Genomic DNA, 17,822 nt, shown 5'->3' on the forward strand with positions numbered 1-17,822 from the left:
ACAGAGTGGACGTTAATCAATTGCTCGATGGAATGACCGAACGACAACAACAAGGTATTTTACATAGTGGAAGTCCAACGGTCATCACTGCTGGAGCTGGAGCTGGTAAAACGTCCGTATTAACTAAACGCATCGTTAAAGCAATTTATAATTCGGGAGATCCTGAATCAGTCGTTGCTATTACATTTACAAGTGATGCCGCCAGTGAAATGAGAGAAAGAGTTAATAAACTAATAGGACCAGAGCTGGGCAGTAGAGCAATTATTTCGACTTTTCATAGTTTTGCTATGAATCGCATATTACGACCTAATTGGGGTCATCCATATTTACGCTCTCTTGGTTGCGTGGGTAAAACGCTTGCTATTGAGTTTTCAAATCTATCACTCGATCACATACGTAAAAACGCCATGATGACGGGGTTATCTCAATCTCAAAGAAAGCATTTAGAGTGTTTTTTTGAAAAACCAAATGATGAGTTTTCTAGCTGGTTAAGCTTAACTCGATCTTATGGTTTTACCCCTATGACTTATTTTCAAGAGTTAGCGACACAACCTAACTTCCCGTACTCGTCAATTGAAGAGCTTAATAACGAGAATGAAAAATTAGTTTTATCTGATGTTGATTCTAGTATGTATTCGAATATCTATTTCTTAAAAACATGGATTTATTACGACAGTACATTGCGAGAGCGTGAGTCTATTGATTTTGACCAAGTGCTGGTTTTTTCAATGCTTCTACTTGAAAAAGAAAGGGACGTGAGAATTAAGCTTAAGCAGCGATATAAGATTTTTGAAGTTGATGAGTTTCAAGATACGAATGTTTGCCAGTATCGGTTTTTATTGGCATTGGTTGGTGATGGTAAAAACTTATCTATGTTCGGTGATATTAAACAAGCCATTTATTCATTTCGTGGAAGTAATTGCTACCTTATGGCCAACATTAATAAACAATTTAAAGATCTGGTTATTACTAACTTGCCTGATAATTTTAGGTCTACTCATAAGGTGGTGGCCGCAGGTAATGCGATTGCTAAAAGCATGAAAATTCAATTAGTCAGTGAGGATATGATAGGGCATAAAGAGTCTGAAGTTATGCCCTTAGTCTCTCGTTATGACAATGAAGACCAAGAAGCGAACAGTATAGTAAATAAAATTATAGCCTTGAAAAGTAGTGGGGTGGCTCCACAAGATATAGGCATTTTATACCGCTTTAACAAACTTGGCCAAAATATGGAAAACTACCTTATTTCGCGTGGTGTATCTTATCGACGTATAGGTAATGACAAAGGGCTGTATGAAGAACCAGATATACGAGATATCGTTATTTATATGCACTTAATTTTTAATCCATATTCAATTAAGGCTGTGCGTTGTTTCTTTGCCTCTTTTGTTGAATTTGGTATCACAACAGGGATTTTGAATTCTGCGCTTAAGTCATTTCGAAGTGGTGGCCATAAAGAAGTAAATAATCATCAATTACTGTCTTATATTCTTGAACAAAACTTATGTAAACCCTCGACAAAAAATCACTTATCTCAAGTATTAAAAATGATCATGCATTGTTCTGGCCGCACATCTCGCATTTCAACGTTTGATAGTTATTGTCGTGATATGAATGAGCAATATGCCAATATGCCAGAGGAACATTGCAAAGAGATTGAGAATCGCTTGATGGAACCATTCTGGGGTGCTGTACGCGATTTTGTCAAAGAGCTTTGTACTATCTATGCTGAGCGCTATAAATATATGTTTTATTCGCCTGAAGACCGCAAGAGGCGTCTTAATACATCTAAAGACTTAGCGGTTAAACACTTCAATTTAATATTCAATGCTTGTTATGAAGAGTCGTTATCAGATGCGAATCTTATTAAGTACATCTGTACTCGACCACTACTAGATAAAGTAAACAAGAAAGATGATGAAGAGAATACGACAGACATTGAGTTGATGACTATTCACGCAAGCAAAGGATTAGAAAAAGAAGCCATATTTGTGATCGGTTGCTCTGAAGAAAGTTGGTGGAAAGAGCCAGAAGTAAAGAGCGGTACTGATAAATATGAGGAAGAATTAAGACTTTTTTATGTTGCATTAACAAGAGCGATAGAACACCTTAATTTTACTTACTCTACAACACGAGTTTTTAGAAATAACGTAGAACAATGTGATCCTTTACGATTTTTATATCTGCTGAAGGATACGGTTACTTACCGTGCTGTTTCTCACGGTGAAGAAACCTTGTTCTCTAATATGGATACATTAAGTATTAACAAGGATATTAATCATGACTAGTTTAAATCAGAACCATAATGCCCCGTTAGATTTTGAGAAAGCATTGAGTAAATCATCCAATGCAGAATCAGCACTTCTTGATGAATTTGTTATTGATAGCGATGAGCTAGATTTAGCTCATGAGTCTATTCATCATGACCTACAACAAATCATGGATGAGTCTGATATTTGGAATGAGGTTGAGCATATTGATTCAATTTTGAATATTAGAGAGGGTTAAATTATGGCTAAGAAGAATCAAGTCGCCACTCGTATTAATGATATTTGGGAAGATGAATTTAATCTTCTGTTTGAATCTTTTAAAAGTGAATTAGATGGGCCAAATCTTGAAAAAGGACCAATGTGGTCGGCTGTACCTGAATTGGCATTACCTATTAACGCTCTTACTGGACGGTTTTACTCGGGAATAAATGCCTCTAACTTGGAACGTCATTTAGTTAATAACTTACATGAGTCAGGGGATTGGGATAATCGCTTTATTGGTTTTAATCAAGCGAAAAATATTGGTCTTAAGATGCGTAAAGGCTCTAAGGGCAGCAAGGTCTTATTGTATAAAACGCATAAAGAAGTAAAAGATAAAGACGGCACTAAGACGATGGAGAAGCTTGAAAAGCCTTACAGGAGTTATCAGACTGTCTTTCATATGAGCTGTTTTACAAATGCGCCACCTATGCCAACACTGGAAGAGCTCAATATTACTAAAAAACCATTTGAAAAAGACCAAGCAATTGAAGAGTTCATTCGCGGTAGTGCGGAAAAAATGAATGTAGATATTATCTTTAGTCATTGTGATTCAGCTCATTACTCACCTAAAGATCATGCTATTCAAATGCCGCACCCTAATTTATTTCGTTCTAAGTCTTCATTTTATGGTGTTTCTTTTCATGAAATTGGCCACGCTACAGCCCATGAAAGTTGTATGAATCGTGATGTGAAAGCTCAAAAAGGAGAAACAAAAAAACAAGCTTATGCTCGTGAGGAGCTGGTCGCAGAATTTACATCTTATATGTTAGGTAAAAAGCTATTCAGAAACATTGAAAGTAAACTTAATGCTCGTTACTTAGGACACTATTTGGATGAGTGCAAAGACCCTAAACAGGATTTCGTAGACTCATTATTTCAAGCTGAACGTTGCTCTAACTTTATTGTTCAATCATCGGGAATGAAACCTGAAATTGATGCTTACAAAACTGAATTAGAAGCACGATGTAAAGATGTGTTTTCACAGTCAATGGAGCGTTTTTTAGAAAAATCCCAAGAGATCAAAAAACAAGAATCAGAGCCGTTAACTGTGGCTTTTTAAGTTTTTTGAATTGATGGTTATGTTACAATACACAACGTCAGTTAAATAATATTTTTAGTTATAAAAGAGGTTTCTATGTATTCACCAGATGATATCAATTACTTTGCTTTTATTGGTCAACAATACCCTCAAGAAAGCGTAGTAGTCAGTAAAGAGCGTATTTTTATGTCGTTATTTACCTATAATAAAAATTACGTAATTCTAAAAGTACTAAATAGTAAGTCAGTTAATAACATTACTGATGTCTCCCTTTCTATCTATCGAGAGGGGTGCGCTATGGTTTTAGGTGCTCATTGGCGCACTAAATTGAACTCAAGCAACTTTACGAGTTTAGTTCCGATTAATCCTCAAATAATTGATTTTCCAATCTATCCAACGGTAGGCGAAGTTGCTACCTTTGAAGTGCATTTTGTTGATGATATGACAGGGCAACTATTGAAAGTCATTTCTTTCATCCCTCAATCTAATGATTTTACGCAATCTTTTGTAAATGAGTTTAGTGAATTAAAAGCTGAACCTTATCAGACAGTACATTTCTCGCGTTCATTTGCTAAGTTTAATCAACTATCATTAGTGGCTATGGAAGACGCTATTATTTTGTCTTCTCCAGCTTCAATAATTAAAAAAGTAGCAGAAGAAAATGAGCCTCAATTCTTCACGATGAATGCAAAAGAAGATGGTTTACCTTCTTTAGAAGAGGTGGAAGAAGAGGCGTTTAGGTTGCAAGAGGAGAACGCTTAATGCTTCGTTTTGCATTGATTTTATCTGTATTACTTAATGTGGTGGCATGTTCCACCACTGAGGAAGCAGTTCAACAAACTCAGCCTGTATTATCATTATCTTCTATAAATACAGATCTAATTTATTATATTGAAAAGTGGGCTAATCTCGATACACCAAGTAAGCCATTAATATACTTAAGTAATGACCCTCAATTTATGACAGAGCAATTATCCGCTAATTGGTGTGGTGACGCTGTAGATAGGGTTTTGCTAGTCAATGCATTGGATTCATTATGTGATGATTCTGAAGGCTATAGAGATGGCCAATATTGTGTAAAAGAGGATATTAAAGCCCCTATCTTTGCGTACTCATTTGAACCTTCCCAATCTGCGGTATGTGACGATTTAACTCAACATGACTTAATGGTTACGGTCCCATTTAATCCTGAAAATCAAGCATGGTTAGATCATGTTCGTTCGCTTGGGTTCTTAACTCACAAGCAACGAGAAATGAAATTATTTTGGGATGAAGAGCTTACTCAACGAAAGTTAAAACGAGAGAAAGCGGAAGCGTTAGAGGTTTTACGTACAGAACAACGAGCCTTCTATCAAAATAAATTTGCGATAGAGGGGAAGTATAATCATGTTGTTTGTAAGTTAGATTCTAATTCAGGGCTGCTTATGAATAAGTATATTGGTCGTGTTTTAGCAACGTTTGATAATGAAGTTCAAGTACAACTTATTGACTATACTGGCCGCCTGAAAGCCCCTGATTTTCAGAAAAATAAAGTAGTAAGTGAATCATATGCCTTATGGGAGATGTGCGATGTCTGATATTTATATGAGTGGGACATTATTTGGAGATGCAAGCATTGGTATTGTTCAATATGAGGCATTGCGTTGGTTTAAAGAGTGTGAACCTCAAATAAAAAGCATGGTAAGTGATCTTCTTTCTGGTCAAGTTAATGAGCTATCAGAATTGCTTAATGATGAAGATAATCAGCGAAGTTTTTACTTATCTCATGTCGAATCAGTTGATATAACGTTAGGGCCAAGGTTCGCGAGGGCATGTGCGATTGCTTATTATGACCGAAATGACTTACCTCAATACTCTTCAGGATTACTAGGTTTAAGGCATGATGAGTCTTTTTTTCATAGCTGGGTCGATATGGTCAGAATTGAGCAATACCATGTCATTTTAGAGTTGGTAATGAATATCTCTCAAGATGTCACAGGTCGTTCGTTTAATTATTTATTTGAATTAAACTTTAATGACGTTGTTATCGAACCGATAGTAAACACAGCAGAATATCAAAAAGAGGTCTTTGGCATTGCGAGTTCATTTCATCATTTATTACAAATATCACCAAGTTTGTATAGTGCGGATTTTTCAAGAAATTTACCGATGAAATCAAATATATGTCCTTTTAAATATCAACAGGCGCGTAGTCTTTATGAGTTGCTAAAGCAGTATGATTTAACATTTGATAGTTACAATCTGAAGGATTTATCGGGGCTGATATTAAGTAACTCGTTGTTAGGAGTAGATAGCTATCAAGATTATTCTAATGTGGTTTCAAAATGGTTGGATCATTCATTGTTAATGCAGGCTTCAAGCTTAGCAAGGCATTAAATACGCTCTATGATATGTTTATATATTGATATACTAATGAGCATGTATTTTCTTAATTTATTGCACTAAGACTACCATAATGACGCATGCTTGGTGCTCCCAACGCCATTCAGTCATAACTTTAAATATGTTGTTTACCTCTTCGGCTCCCTCACATTTAAGCCTTCGCGTTTCATAAACGATGGCGTTTATCCAATCTCTTAATTGTATAAAAGCAAGAACAGGATGACTTTCTGATTCTTGGCTGATTAAACGAGTTCTATCTGATGACAGTGTATAGTTCTTTAACTGCTTTCCTTCTCCCGTTGTTAGTTGATGATAGATATTTAAAAATGTTTGGCTTGTTTCACTTGATAGTGTTACCCCTTCAATATTATTCATTGGCAAAAATGGAACATTATTTAATTGGTCCTTTTCGTGCCGTATTTGATGGGGTAAATGAAGCTTCAATGGAAAAAATTTCAATTTTGCTGTGGAACTGATTGAAAAAACAGGCGGTATGTCTGTTGTATCATACGTATCCATACATATTCCTTCTCCTTTAACTTAGGTTGCAGCCAGAAACTCTAGCGTTAGTTTTTAATGGTTTTTTGTTTTTCAAAAAAATGGGGACATCTATTTTTTGGCCAATTCGTTGCTCTATTTCAGCAGTAGTTACAATGTAGTTGTCAATTTGATTTGCTGTAGCTGTAGGAGAGTTTGGGATCCACCATGCAATAACTTCATTCCCGTAATAAGCAACTTTCCAAAATGCTTCAGGGGCTTTAATGCCGTGGCTGATCATGAAGTCACCATTTTCAGGGGTTTCTCCAGTGAATACACCACCTATCACTGTTACGTCAGATTTATCTCTTCTGCACTCTACATATTGCTCAGTGACCAGCCATGAGCCCCTGTTCATTTGAGCTGCTTGCGGTAGGACGTTTGTCATAATATTGCTTTGTTTAATCGCTAAGTCACTACTATCTTGCGAATTTGCAGGGACCAAATGGCCTCTATCATATTTAACGTCATCTTTTTTTGTTTTGTATGTTGATACTGATGTTTGTTGGCATTTACTTGGTAAATTAGGGTCACGAAAAAATCGATTATAGCGGTCGTAGTTTGCAATATCTTTGACGGCAACATACTTCCATTGAATCGCACTTTTGGTTTCACAATTAATCCAAATATCAAAATTCTTATAAGCAATCTGATAAATAGGATCTGCATGTACTGATAGTGGCAATATTGAGGCTAATGTCAGTGAAGCAAAGCAAGCAGTAGCGATTATTTTCTTTTTGAATGGTATGAGCATGTTTTTCACCAAAATTACAACGTTAGAATATCATTGTAATAGCATTATATAAAAAATAAAGTTGATAGTGATTATATGTGAATTATTTGTGATATCAAATCTGACGTTTGTTGTATCTTTATGGTTTATTATCAAATTTAAGAATATTTTAAGTATTTTCCTGAAAAGTGTTTTCTGTGTAATTTGGTTTGTTTTTTATGAAAATTAACCACTATACATAGGTGACCGCTTTATGAAAAAAACATATAATAACTACGTTAAGTGATGGTTATAAAGTTAGCGCAACAAAATAACCCTTTTGTTGCGCTAATTATGACTTAAGGGAGTGTTATATCAATGCTGTAAAATTAAGTAGATGCATTGTGGGTTAATAGGTGACGTTGTAACTGTTTAAATTTGTGCTAACAATTAGGTGGATTAGGTTGATTATGGAAAATTTACTAGAGCTTTCTAAGATGGATGTTAAACAATCGGACATTAAGGCATTTGTTTATGAACTAGCTGAAATGCTGGAGTGGGATATGAATGATATTTCATATCGTCAATTATTCGGTGGAGGTTTATTTACATACAAGGATGTTATGTTCTTAAAGGTTCATGAAGGGGCTTTTTATTTTCGAGTTCCTGAAAAAATGCTCCAGCACTGGATAAGTCTTGGTAGCCAAGTGATACCGAAGGTTAATAATGCAAAGAGTGGTAATAAACGACCAAGCTTAGTGGCTGAAGAAATTACATCATTACATGTGGCCATAGAGCATCCTGTTAGTAATCCTTGTAAACGTCCAACCTATTTTTCTACAAATAATTTCTGGTATTCCATCCCAACATCAATAATGGATAAAAATAAAATTGCCTTAATACTGCAAGGGTCTTACTTGTTATGCGCTAAAGAAGATAAGAATAGTAGTAAGGTAAATGATTTGAGAAAACTTCCAAATATAACCGCAGCACTGAAGCGGATTTTAATTAAAGCTGGAGTTAATGATATTCCTGAATTAGAACAGATGGGAGCGGTTAAAGCATTTCGAGCGATCAGAAAAATTAATAGTAAAGCCAGTTATGCAATGCTGTTTTCTTTACATGCTGCATTGAATTATAAACACTATTCATTATTAACCGATAATGAGCGTGAAGTTCTAGTTAAACAATACGAAGGGAAAATAGAAAATAGGAAACATATTAATAATGTTATGGGGTGTAAATCATGGGCAATAGCTTAACTCTCTATGAGTCAAAAGATTATATTTTATTAAATGGTGATTCTCAAATGGCTGATATAAGCCCAACTATGTCTAGAAAGAAAGGTGTTTTTAAAAATGAAAATCATTGGACTCTCCTTGGCGGTAAACCATTATCGCATGAAGAGGGGTTGCATATAGATGACCTATTGAATAGAGCTGAGCATGAATATCTGGAAGTTTTTTTAGAAGCAGTTTAGCCATTTATTATATTGTTTAGCGAATATGTTAATTACAGGGCGTTGTTATGAATAAAAATGTAAGCTCATTGAAAGGGTCTGTTAGTTCGATTCAATCTAAATCCTCAAATGTTAAATTGAATAAGAGAGGTGTTTTATACCTTCTCACATTTATTTCTGGTTTTGCTTCTTTAGGTTATCAGTATTTTTGGTTTAAATCTTTAACCGTTACCGTTGGTGTTGATTTATATTCTAGCAGTGTCGTTATCGCTGGTTTCTTTTTAGGATTAGGCTTAGGCACACTCTTTTTTTCCAGAGATAAATTTCGTGATCTTGCTTATTATAAACTTGAATTCTATGTTACTGCTTTAGCTATTTTATGCTCATTCATATCGCAATCTCTTTGGCTTTATTTAAATCTATCTGAAATGCTAGGTATTGGCGCACTTGTTGTAACGGGTATCACTTTTGCCATTCCAGCGTTTTTTATGGGGGGAACATTATTAGCATTGATCAGGTTATTCATAAAACTTGAACACCCTTTGCATGAAGGTGTTGTATATGGTGTTAACTTATTCGGTGCGATGTTAGGGCTATTTCTATCTGCTAGCGTATTACTTCCCTTACTTGGTGTGACAAAAAGTTTATATGTCCTTTATTCATTGAATGCTTTTATTGTGGTGGTGGGTTTCTGGGTTGAAAAGAATGTAATAAGTAAACCTCTTCCAAGTAAGGCGACATCATCCGTTTCCCCCCGTTATGATCTTATCGCTCTTTATGCCCTTACTGGTTTCTGCTCACTTTCCTATGAAATATCATGGCTACAATTATTGAATCAAATAATCCCATCAAGAAGCATTAACTATTCAGTCATTGTGACGGTGATGCTTGGTGGTCTTGGTATTGGCAGTACGCTCTTTGCCTCTTTGACATTATCGAGAAAAGCCGCATACCGAAGTGTGCTTATTTTGTCCTCACTATCAGTCATATCACCGCTTTGTTTTATTTTCTTTTTATCGCAAAGCTTATCGTTTCATACATCAAATGATGTTTTTTACTTTGTGGTTTCATTCTTTGACTATCTGAATGGTGACCCATCGGTTCCTCATGCGTATTGGCAATTGAGAATATTAGAAGTGTTAAATATATTTCCAATTGTATTGTTTACAGTTTTCATCCCAAGTATTTTGTTCGGGGCTATTTTCCCACTGGTTATCAAAATATCGCGACGTTCTGATACTGCATTGGATACTGGCGTTTTATTAGGCACGAACACGCTTGCAGGCGTATTAGCAACAATACTTACTGGATTTATATTAATCCCTTCACTTGGTGTGGTCCCTTCATTAAAGGTGATCATGTGGATTGGTATTGTATTTATTACTTTCTTATCATTAAAAAATCAAGGTGCTAAAAAGTGGGCATTTATAGCCATATTACTGTCATGTGGTTTTGTCATTCAACACGCACTGCCAACGAATAAAACGCACCTTCTATTAGCTGAGAGATATGAGGGAACAGAAGCCGAGTCAGTATTTTTTACTGAAGGTAAAGGGTACTCAATTTCTGTTTTTCAGGAAAATTCAGGTAGCGATTCATTTAAGAGGTTGTTTGTTCGTGGTGAATCGAATACTGCTGACTCAATGCCTTCTTTACGTTATATGCGTTTACAATCTTACTTACCTTACTTTGTTCATAATTCAGAGCCAAAAGATGCATTAGTCATTGGTTTGGGTACGGGCATCACGGCTGGTGCTTTTTCTCAAGTTGATTCAATTAACTCGGTTGATGTCTTTGAATTGTTACCCGATATGATTGAAGCAACTCAATTATTCAAAGAGAGTAATTACGATATCGTCAATCAAGATAAAGTGAACGTTACGATTGGTGATGGGCGTCTTCAGCTAGCTAAAACAGATAAGATGTATGACATCATCACTCTTGAGCCACCACCACCGTCAAGTGCTGGTGTTAATAATTTGTATTCGTCAGAATTCTATCAATTAGCTAAAGCCAGAATGAACAGAGATGGAATTGTTGCGCAGTGGTTCCCGTTAACGACTCAGAGCTCTATGGCCTCTCGTGCCATATTAAACACAATGATGGAAAACTTTAAATTCGTTAATGTGTGGTATACAGAAAGATTTGAAGCTTTAATTATCGGCTCAGACCATCCATTTAATAAACTCACGTTTTCTGATATTCAATCCAAATGGGATGCTAACCCTAAGATAGCGAGTTCGCTTGCAGACGTTGGGATAGAAAACACGACGGATTTAATCGCTACCTACCTTGGGTCTAATAATGATTTCATCACTTATTTGAATGACTCTAATCTTATTACTGATGACAACGCTCTATTAGAAGTAGACCAGTACAATCTATTTATAGATGATATTTTATTTACTTATCAAGAAATACTAACTGTATTTGAACAGTCTGAATTTATAACTGTGCCGAATAGTTATCAGCTTGATTTGAATCACAAGCACCAACTACAACGGTTGATGTTAACGGATGTTTTCAATAAGACTGATTATGGACACTTTAAAGGTGATCCGTATGTAGATTGGTTGATTTCTTCTCATTCTAAATAGATGGAATATGTATATTTTAATGAAAGGATTCAGGGGTTTTTCTTTATCACAAATATTTTAAAAATAAACCTCGTGAGGTATTGATAACCTCGCGAGGTTTGCTATTATGTATCTGTCGAAACGAAACATACTTATTTATAGAGAGATAGAAAATGAAAGTATTTCACACAAGCCCAGATGTTATTACAAAAATTGACAATAGCCCTCTTCGTACTTTTGCTGATTGCCTTTTCTTCTCTGATGATGTTTACCAAATGGCAGCTTGTGAAACTATCACTTACTCTTTAGAAATTGACGAAGATATGATCATTCGTACTTGGCAGCTTGATGATGCTGAAATTATCAGTGAAGTTGCTGAACTGTTCCAATGTGATTTAGAGCTTGCCGAGTCTATATTAGACGCAAGTGAAAGCGAATGGGACTTAGAAAATTGCGATGGTGAAAAGTCTTGGGCACTTCAAGCATTGCGTGGAAAGTGTGCAAAAAAAATGGGCTACGAAGCGTGTGAAGACGAAGACGAACAGGGAACTGTGTACATTATTCCTATGTTTAATCGTGAATCTGATTTAAAAATTGAGGCTTAATATGTCAAAAACAGCTTACAGAGAAAATAAACAGCAGATCTACGGATGTTATCTGACTGATGAAGAATCTGAAATTGTCCTTGCTGCAATTGAAAAAGCAGCACAAAAAACAGGTGTTAATAACAATAGAAAAAACAGATTGTCATTAATTGAATTAGCTAAACATTACATTGAAACAGCGTGAGTTATAGATACGGAAGTCATAGCGTATATAGTGTGCATTATCATTTTGTATTTGTAACGAAATATCGATATCAAGTATTAACTGGCTGAATTTAAAACACTAATGACAGTGACTATCCGTTGTGAAGCAATTGATGTTGATATTGCGCAATGGCTTGTTGAGTCAGGATTCTCAGAAAATACTCATTCATTGTTTGATTTAGGTAACTAGCATGAACTCTAGAACCAAAGAAGCCTATTTTAAGCGCATGTACATTGCCTATCTCATATCGTCGGGTAGAGCTGATACGCAAGCGAAGATTATTGAAGTAACAGGTCTTGGTCAAAGAACCTTGTATACTTGTATTGAATCACTTGCTGATTATGGAATAGAAATAGTGAAGCAGGGAACCGCAAGAAACCAAAGTTACTCTTTAATTAGTTGGGGATTAACCGATCCCAAGCAAATTGCTTTTCAAATAGATGATGTAATTAATTGCGCTGGTTGCACAGCATTGGAGAACACTTAATGGCTAAGGTATTTGCTGTAGCTAAAGAGCAAGGAGTTCTAACTCTGTTTGAATGGAGTAGCAAAGCGGCTTTTAGCAAAACAGAATCCTTTATTGATTCCAAGTGGATTTATATTGCGACAACGACAGATTATAAAAAGGAAGGTTTATTTAATGAACCAGAAGAGTCAACGGAGAGTAAGCGCTCAATAGTTCCTCACAAATGCTTTCCATCTTTCTTTGTGAAGCGTACAGAAGACGAGATAGAAGCCCACAATATGCTTTACCGTGCGTTTAAAAGACATTTTAAAAAGGATTCATCGGATGATTTACCTAGTTAGTGCTCATAAGTACCCGAGCTTTTTTACTCCACAGGGCAATCTTGTTGATGTCGTGCTTAGCTATGACACCACAAAATGTAGCTCAACAGTGAATGAGCGTGGTGAAGTCTCGTGCCGTGAGATAAAAGCGACTACAGCGGTGTGTGATGATATTTGGATGGTTAAGAATGTAGATAGTGCAATAGAGACATTAAATGATCATGGGGTGTATCCTTTTAAGACGAAACAAGATGCAAAAAACTTTGCTAAGCATCATGGTCTAGTTGGATTTCGATACTTACCTGTTAAACGCTTAATTTAAGGAATGAATGATGGAAAATAGTATTGCATATCAAGAAGGAAAAAATGCTGCATTAAAAAGAATCGCAATAGAGAACAGTGCGATCATTAAACTTAATGAAAATTCTCATCGTTATGATGATTTTCTCACAGGTTTTAATAGTGTTAATAATGATGAGTTAGATTGTGGTTGTGATTCTCTTGGAAGTCAGTGCAGTGTTTGTGACGACGATGAGTGATCCATAAGGGTAGATACTCGGTTAACTAATCATTCTATTTTGCTTGTTTTTCTACCACCTTTTTATTTTGCGTGTATACTTGGTATATTAATTTAAGTGTTTACCATCCATACACACAGAAAAGGAGTGTTTTATGAATGCGTTATTAGCAGAAACATCAATTGATCAAGATTTGAGTCATCATCATAATTTTGAGCAATCTGAAGCTGATACATCATTAATCATGGTCACTAATTTGATTGTTGGTGGTATTGCTCAACATGTTCGTACTGATCATGGGTATGTGATTGCTCCAATTCCAAGATATGTCAGAGTAAAAGGGCTACGAGGTAAAGCAAAAGCTAACGAGGAACAAAAAGCAACGGCAGTGAACAATCTTGTTGGTGCGGTAAATGCATTTTTAAAATTGACTACGGATAATAGCGTTAAAGTCATCGATGAATTAGAAAAAAGTGGCATTGAAGAAATATCTGAGTCTGCATTGATTCTTACTCAACGTTTTTTAAAAAAACGAAGCGATTTTATGGCTCATCATAGTCTATTAAATGCGAAAGAGTTTGTTAAGGCGTTAGGTGTAACTGATTCTAATCCAAGTCGTTATATGAACCGTATGCGTGAAAACAACATGGTCTTAGCCGTTAAGATTAATGAAAATTATTCATACCCAGCTTTTCAACTCGATAAAGAAGCGAGCGTTTATACTGAGCTAGTTCAATCTATCCCAAAACTGTCTAAATATATGTCTGGTTGGGATATTTCGTTTTGGCTAACAGAAATGCACACTATAACGCAGTATATGTCAGTACCCGATTTTGATGTGGTGGAACAAAAGGCAAAAACAATCACATCTCTGGACGATATAGCCGCTTTTATTGATGATAATGCGGATTCGTCAGGTGTGGTTTCAGCAACCCCATTATCTTTGTTAGAAGGTGGAGAAACCGACTTATTTGATGAGTTTGTTGATTCTATGATTACTGATGAAAAAGAAATTCCGTTAAAAGTAATTTCAGCTTCAACGGAAGGGTAAACGATGAGCGATGAATTGTACGTTTTACCTGAGTTTTCTCGCTTTTATCGTATTCATAGTGAGGTTCGTGACTCGAATGAATTTAACGCTTCAGGAAAAGGTGGTGGTCGCTTTGACCCAATCCGTTTCAGTCGCCAAGATAAGGATTTCGTTGGAGTGCTTTACATTGCCTCTCATTACATTGATGCGTTTTCAGAAACTATTATGCGAGTTAATGATCAAGGCCTGCATAAGTTCGTGTCAGCAGATATAGAATTTAAAAAATTAGCTCAACTTGATTCACAACGCGAACTAGTTTTTTTAGATCTAAACAAAGTCGATGCAATATCAGGGTTATTAGGTAGAGGACAACACTCTTATTCTAAGTTACGTCTATTTGCCGAGACAGTGCTTTGTATGCCTAAATACGAGGACATTGATGGCTTTGTATGGGATGGAATTCAACGTGGGATCAGTGGACAACGTGTGTTTGTGGTCTTTGGTAAGAATGCCACAAAAAATGATTTTGTTGAGCGTGTTTCAGAGTACCTACTGCATCCAACAGGCATGTTTAAAGTTCAAGATGCAGCGAGAGCATTAGAGTGTCTTATCCCTAGCAATGTATTTAATAATTAAAGATAGAGAGTATTCGTGAAAATGGTAAGTTTGGTCGTCCAAAGGGAACAACATTAAGTAGTGATGATTTTCTATCAAAGCATTCTGATATTGTGGCTTGTTTAGAGCATGGGAGCTCTATCAATCAAACGGTAGAGAGTACAGGTAAAGGACGCTCAACAGTGAAACGTGTAAAAGCCACAATGGAATAAGAGGAATAGGGGATTTAGTAAAGTTATGTTGCTTTATCTTCTTCTTCTTTTTTTAGTAGAGCAATTTGTTCTTGAGCCATCGCTTCTATATCGAGCTTACCCGTTTTTACATCTTCAACATACAAAGCCATACGTTTGCGATGTCCTACTAATTCTGCAATTTTCAAATCTAACCCTTCAATTACAGATTCACCGCTCAATATGACTTGAGTGTTGAGTTCATCTACTGGAGTAATTCTACATGCCGTTTGTGTATTTAATGATGGACGCTCGTAATCAACTTCGCATGAATGTTGTTCAAAACAACTGTTAAAAAATGGAAATCCAATGCGAATTCCAACCCGTCGATTAGCTGCTGGAAACTCGCATTCAACTAATGTTTCTTTGCAATTATTCAGATCATTAAATCTACTCATTTTAATATTTCCTTTGCTTAATTTACTGCATCAATATATTTAAACGATAGCGATAAAGAAGTTTGGTAACAATAAAGAAAGTCGTTATTTATGCATGGATTTCGTTATTTGTTTTTCAGAAAAATCATTAATATTTATGCAATATGAATAAAGTTTGAAAAGTCAGTTCGTAGTATAACTAGATAATAAATAACAATTAATATATGGTACGCAGTTCGCATTAATAACATTATGTTAAATACTTCACGTAGTAACTTTAGTACATAACCCTTCTATTCATAACTTCTCTAGATATTAAACATAATTGTATTTACCATAAAGTATATAATAATCAGTATTCATCCAATACACTTCGTGCATTGAATCATACTGATTATCTCAGAGCTATTGTGATTCATTGCTCATATTTGGGATTTTATAATCCAGAGTAAATTGCAGAATGATTGGTTACTCTTTTTATTTAACTACCCATTAAGTTTAATTGAGTACTATCTTAGTTATATTGCATTACTGATTCTGCCATTTGCCAGTTTTTTACGCATGTGTGCTACTGATATTGATTTGATAACGTCAGGCCTATCATTAATATCGGACTGTATAAAATGGCTGTATCTGCTTACTTATCAATTGAAAGCATCAATAATGGAAAACTGTCTTCTGGCTGCAATACCTGTTTATCAATGGGTAATTCTTATCAGTCAAACCATGAAGATGAAATAACGGTATTATCATTTTCGCACTCAGTGGCATATGACAACGGCTCAAAGCATGCACCTGTGCAGATTGTAAAAAAGATAGATAAAAGCTCTCCTGTTCTTTCTCAAGCTTGTTCTGATGGCGATGAATTAAAGTGTAAGCTTCATTTCTATCGCCCAAATGAAAAAGGTGGCATTGAGTTGTTCTATGAAATTGAGTTAACTGGAGCGCTTATACGTTCTTTGGTTACTCATATGCCTCATGTGATCGACTTTAATGGTGATGATATGCAAGAAACCCTTTCTATTTCTTACCGTGATATCCGATGGCGTCATGTCGCAGCAAACACGATTGCTTTCTCTTCTTGGTTAAAACCAATTACAGATAAAGAGTAAGTAGATTTGTCATTATGAGTATATCTAAAACAGACATGGATGATGATGAAGTAAACCTTGCGGTCAGAGGCTTATTGCGCCAAGCGAACATGCTTAGTATGAGTCATTTAAAAGATCCCCTACTACAACATCAATTTCGCTCTGAATATCGTTTTTTAGGAAAATGTCTACTGAGTGATTATGAAGGTGGCGTTCTATCAAAAACGAAGGTTGTTAATTATGTCAGGCAAGAGCGACAAAGCCTGATAGACCAATCTATTGAGGTAGGTAAATACACCATTGGATTAGTTGCTGGTGTTGGCCAAGTGACTACAGGTTATGGATTGTGTGTCACCTCCTCTATTTTTTCCTTTGTTGGTGCTTCATGGTGCGTTTCTACTGGCGCACCAATGATGCTGCATGGCGGCAATAATATCTATGAGAACTCATACAACATTACGGGAAACATTACTCAAAACTGGAAAAAAAAGTATACTGGCGATTATGGAAGTAATAATAGCTTCTTGAGAAATGGCTATAGAGCTGGCGCTAAACAACTTGGTTATTCTGATGATGAGGGTGATTTAGCTTATGGTTTGGCTGATATTGCGACAAGCTTTTATGGACTATCCAATTCATTAAAAACGTCAACGGTAAGTAGCATACCTAACGCTAAGCAGTTTAAATTATATTCATACCATGCAACGGATTATCAAAAAGGCTGGAGAACGATGACTCGTGGAGCATTAACATTTGAAATGATGGGCAATAGTATTACGGCTTATGATGCCTTGACTCCGTATTTGAAAGAGAAAGAGAAATGATGTTATTACTTTACATTGGGATCGGTATTGTTGGTGTCCTTTTAAGCTTTATGTTTTCTAGACTTTATATTAAAAATCATAACTCTTTGTACTTGATCTTATATGTGGTGGTTTCATGCATCATTTTTGGTTCACAGCACTACTCAATTTTCTTTGATCAACGTGTAATGGGTTATTGGTTTATGCGTAGTTTTGAAGGAAGCTTTGAGGTTGATGGAACCGTGAGATTCATTGCTTTTGTATTTTTAGTGCTTCATGTCTTAACTATTCCGTTTCCAAAATCGAGACCATAGAGACCACTATAA

General features: G+C 35.7%; 23 protein-coding genes and 1 pseudogene. 21 read left to right on the plus strand and 3 right to left on the minus strand.

Annotated elements, in window-relative coordinates:
• The first annotated feature begins 5 nt into the window (after positions 1-5).
• From PVK62_RS08235 to PVK62_RS08260, 6 genes are all read left to right on the plus strand, one after another.
• Positions 6-2,288, plus strand: coding sequence for an ATP-dependent helicase (locus PVK62_RS08235; RefSeq protein WP_274440626.1), 2,283 nt, complete (start codon positions 6-8; stop codon positions 2,286-2,288).
• On the plus strand, positions 2,281-2,508 hold the full coding sequence (locus PVK62_RS08240) for a hypothetical protein (protein ID WP_192957871.1): 228 nt from the start codon (positions 2,281-2,283) through the stop codon (positions 2,506-2,508). The genes PVK62_RS08235 and PVK62_RS08240 overlap by 8 nt, the downstream gene beginning before the upstream one ends.
• A 3-nt stretch (positions 2,509-2,511) precedes the next feature.
• Positions 2,512-3,591, plus strand: coding sequence for a zincin-like metallopeptidase domain-containing protein (locus PVK62_RS08245; RefSeq protein ID WP_192957870.1), 1,080 nt, complete (start codon positions 2,512-2,514; stop codon positions 3,589-3,591).
• 75 nt (positions 3,592-3,666) lie between these two features.
• A complete protein-coding gene (locus PVK62_RS08250) occupies positions 3,667-4,332 on the plus strand; it encodes a hypothetical protein (protein WP_274440625.1) in 666 nt (221 codons plus the stop codon).
• The gene (locus PVK62_RS08255) at positions 4,332-5,147 is read left to right on the plus strand and encodes a hypothetical protein (protein WP_192957868.1); all 816 of its coding nucleotides are present in this window, start codon (positions 4,332-4,334) and stop codon (positions 5,145-5,147) included. Before PVK62_RS08250 ends, PVK62_RS08255 begins: the two co-directional genes overlap by 1 nt.
• Positions 5,140-5,946, plus strand: coding sequence for a hypothetical protein (locus PVK62_RS08260; RefSeq protein ID WP_274440624.1), 807 nt, complete (start codon positions 5,140-5,142; stop codon positions 5,944-5,946). The genes PVK62_RS08255 and PVK62_RS08260 overlap by 8 nt, the downstream gene beginning before the upstream one ends.
• Positions 5,947-6,003: 57 nt before the next feature.
• Here PVK62_RS08260 and PVK62_RS08265 read toward each other — a convergent pair whose 3' ends face one another.
• Positions 6,004-6,471, minus strand: coding sequence for a hypothetical protein (locus tag PVK62_RS08265; protein WP_274440623.1), 468 nt, complete (start codon positions 6,469-6,471; stop codon positions 6,004-6,006).
• Positions 6,472-6,487: 16 nt separating this feature from the next.
• Positions 6,488-7,243 (minus strand): DNA/RNA non-specific endonuclease, encoded by a 756-nt coding sequence (locus PVK62_RS08270; RefSeq protein ID WP_274440622.1) that lies wholly within the window; start codon positions 7,241-7,243, stop codon positions 6,488-6,490.
• 428 nt (positions 7,244-7,671) lie between these two features.
• On the opposite strand from PVK62_RS08270, the gene PVK62_RS08275 reads away from it, so the two are divergent.
• From PVK62_RS08275 to PVK62_RS08330, 12 genes and pseudogenes are all read left to right on the plus strand, one after another.
• Entirely contained in the window at positions 7,672-8,463 is a 792-nt protein-coding gene (locus PVK62_RS08275) for a TfoX/Sxy family DNA transformation protein (protein WP_274449364.1), read from the plus strand.
• On the plus strand, positions 8,448-8,681 hold the full coding sequence (locus PVK62_RS08280; protein WP_274449365.1) for a hypothetical protein: 234 nt from the start codon (positions 8,448-8,450) through the stop codon (positions 8,679-8,681). The genes PVK62_RS08275 and PVK62_RS08280 overlap by 16 nt, the downstream gene beginning before the upstream one ends.
• 47 nt (positions 8,682-8,728) lie before the next feature.
• Entirely contained in the window at positions 8,729-11,257 is a 2,529-nt protein-coding gene (locus tag PVK62_RS08285; protein WP_274449366.1) for a fused MFS/spermidine synthase, read from the plus strand.
• Positions 11,258-11,409: 152 nt separating this feature from the next.
• Positions 11,410-11,841 (plus strand): hypothetical protein, encoded by a 432-nt coding sequence (locus PVK62_RS08290; protein ID WP_274449367.1) that lies wholly within the window; start codon positions 11,410-11,412, stop codon positions 11,839-11,841.
• Between the two features lies 1 nt (position 11,842).
• A complete protein-coding gene (locus PVK62_RS08295) occupies positions 11,843-12,025 on the plus strand; it encodes a hypothetical protein (protein WP_274449368.1) in 183 nt (60 codons plus the stop codon).
• Positions 12,022-12,111, plus strand: a pseudogene (locus PVK62_RS08300) (transposase); the annotation flags it as partial. The gene PVK62_RS08295 and the pseudogene PVK62_RS08300, both read left to right, overlap by 4 nt.
• Positions 12,112-12,236: 125 nt before the next feature.
• Complete coding sequence (locus PVK62_RS08305) at positions 12,237-12,533, plus strand: helix-turn-helix domain-containing protein (protein WP_274449369.1); 297 nt, start codon at positions 12,237-12,239, stop codon at positions 12,531-12,533.
• Complete coding sequence (locus PVK62_RS08310; protein ID WP_130066548.1) at positions 12,533-12,853, plus strand: hypothetical protein; 321 nt, start codon at positions 12,533-12,535, stop codon at positions 12,851-12,853. Before PVK62_RS08305 ends, PVK62_RS08310 begins: the two co-directional genes overlap by 1 nt.
• Positions 12,837-13,154: a hypothetical protein gene (locus PVK62_RS08315; protein ID WP_130066547.1), complete on the plus strand. Its 318-nt coding sequence runs from the start codon at positions 12,837-12,839 to the stop codon at positions 13,152-13,154. The genes PVK62_RS08310 and PVK62_RS08315 overlap by 17 nt, the downstream gene beginning before the upstream one ends.
• A 7-nt stretch (positions 13,155-13,161) precedes the next feature.
• Positions 13,162-13,371, plus strand: a complete 210-nt coding sequence (locus PVK62_RS08320) for a hypothetical protein (protein WP_274449370.1) — start codon at positions 13,162-13,164, stop codon at positions 13,369-13,371.
• A gap of 133 nt (positions 13,372-13,504) precedes the next feature.
• A complete protein-coding gene (locus tag PVK62_RS08325; RefSeq protein WP_274449371.1) occupies positions 13,505-14,401 on the plus strand; it encodes a hypothetical protein in 897 nt (298 codons plus the stop codon).
• A gap of 3 nt (positions 14,402-14,404) precedes the next feature.
• Positions 14,405-15,016, plus strand: a complete 612-nt coding sequence (locus PVK62_RS08330) for an RES domain-containing protein (RefSeq protein ID WP_274449372.1) — start codon at positions 14,405-14,407, stop codon at positions 15,014-15,016.
• 214 nt (positions 15,017-15,230) lie between these two features.
• Here PVK62_RS08330 and PVK62_RS08340 read toward each other — a convergent pair whose 3' ends face one another.
• Positions 15,231-15,623, minus strand: coding sequence for a hypothetical protein (locus PVK62_RS08340; RefSeq protein WP_130066542.1), 393 nt, complete (start codon positions 15,621-15,623; stop codon positions 15,231-15,233).
• A gap of 602 nt (positions 15,624-16,225) precedes the next feature.
• On the opposite strand from PVK62_RS08340, the gene PVK62_RS08345 reads away from it, so the two are divergent.
• From PVK62_RS08345 to PVK62_RS08355, 3 genes are read left to right on the plus strand one after another with little or no spacing between them, the layout of a single operon-like run.
• Complete coding sequence (locus PVK62_RS08345) at positions 16,226-16,714, plus strand: Hcp family type VI secretion system effector (RefSeq protein WP_274449374.1); 489 nt, start codon at positions 16,226-16,228, stop codon at positions 16,712-16,714.
• Positions 16,715-16,728: 14 nt separating this feature from the next.
• On the plus strand, positions 16,729-17,517 hold the full coding sequence (locus PVK62_RS08350) for a DUF4225 domain-containing protein (RefSeq protein WP_274449375.1): 789 nt from the start codon (positions 16,729-16,731) through the stop codon (positions 17,515-17,517).
• Positions 17,514-17,810, plus strand: a complete 297-nt coding sequence (locus PVK62_RS08355) for a hypothetical protein (RefSeq protein ID WP_130066391.1) — start codon at positions 17,514-17,516, stop codon at positions 17,808-17,810. The genes PVK62_RS08350 and PVK62_RS08355 overlap by 4 nt, the downstream gene beginning before the upstream one ends.
• Positions 17,811-17,822: the final 12 nt, after the last annotated feature.

The sequence above is a fragment of the Aliivibrio sp. S3MY1 genome (genome assembly GCF_028765575.1).
Classification (GTDB): domain Bacteria; phylum Pseudomonadota; class Gammaproteobacteria; order Enterobacterales; family Vibrionaceae; genus Aliivibrio.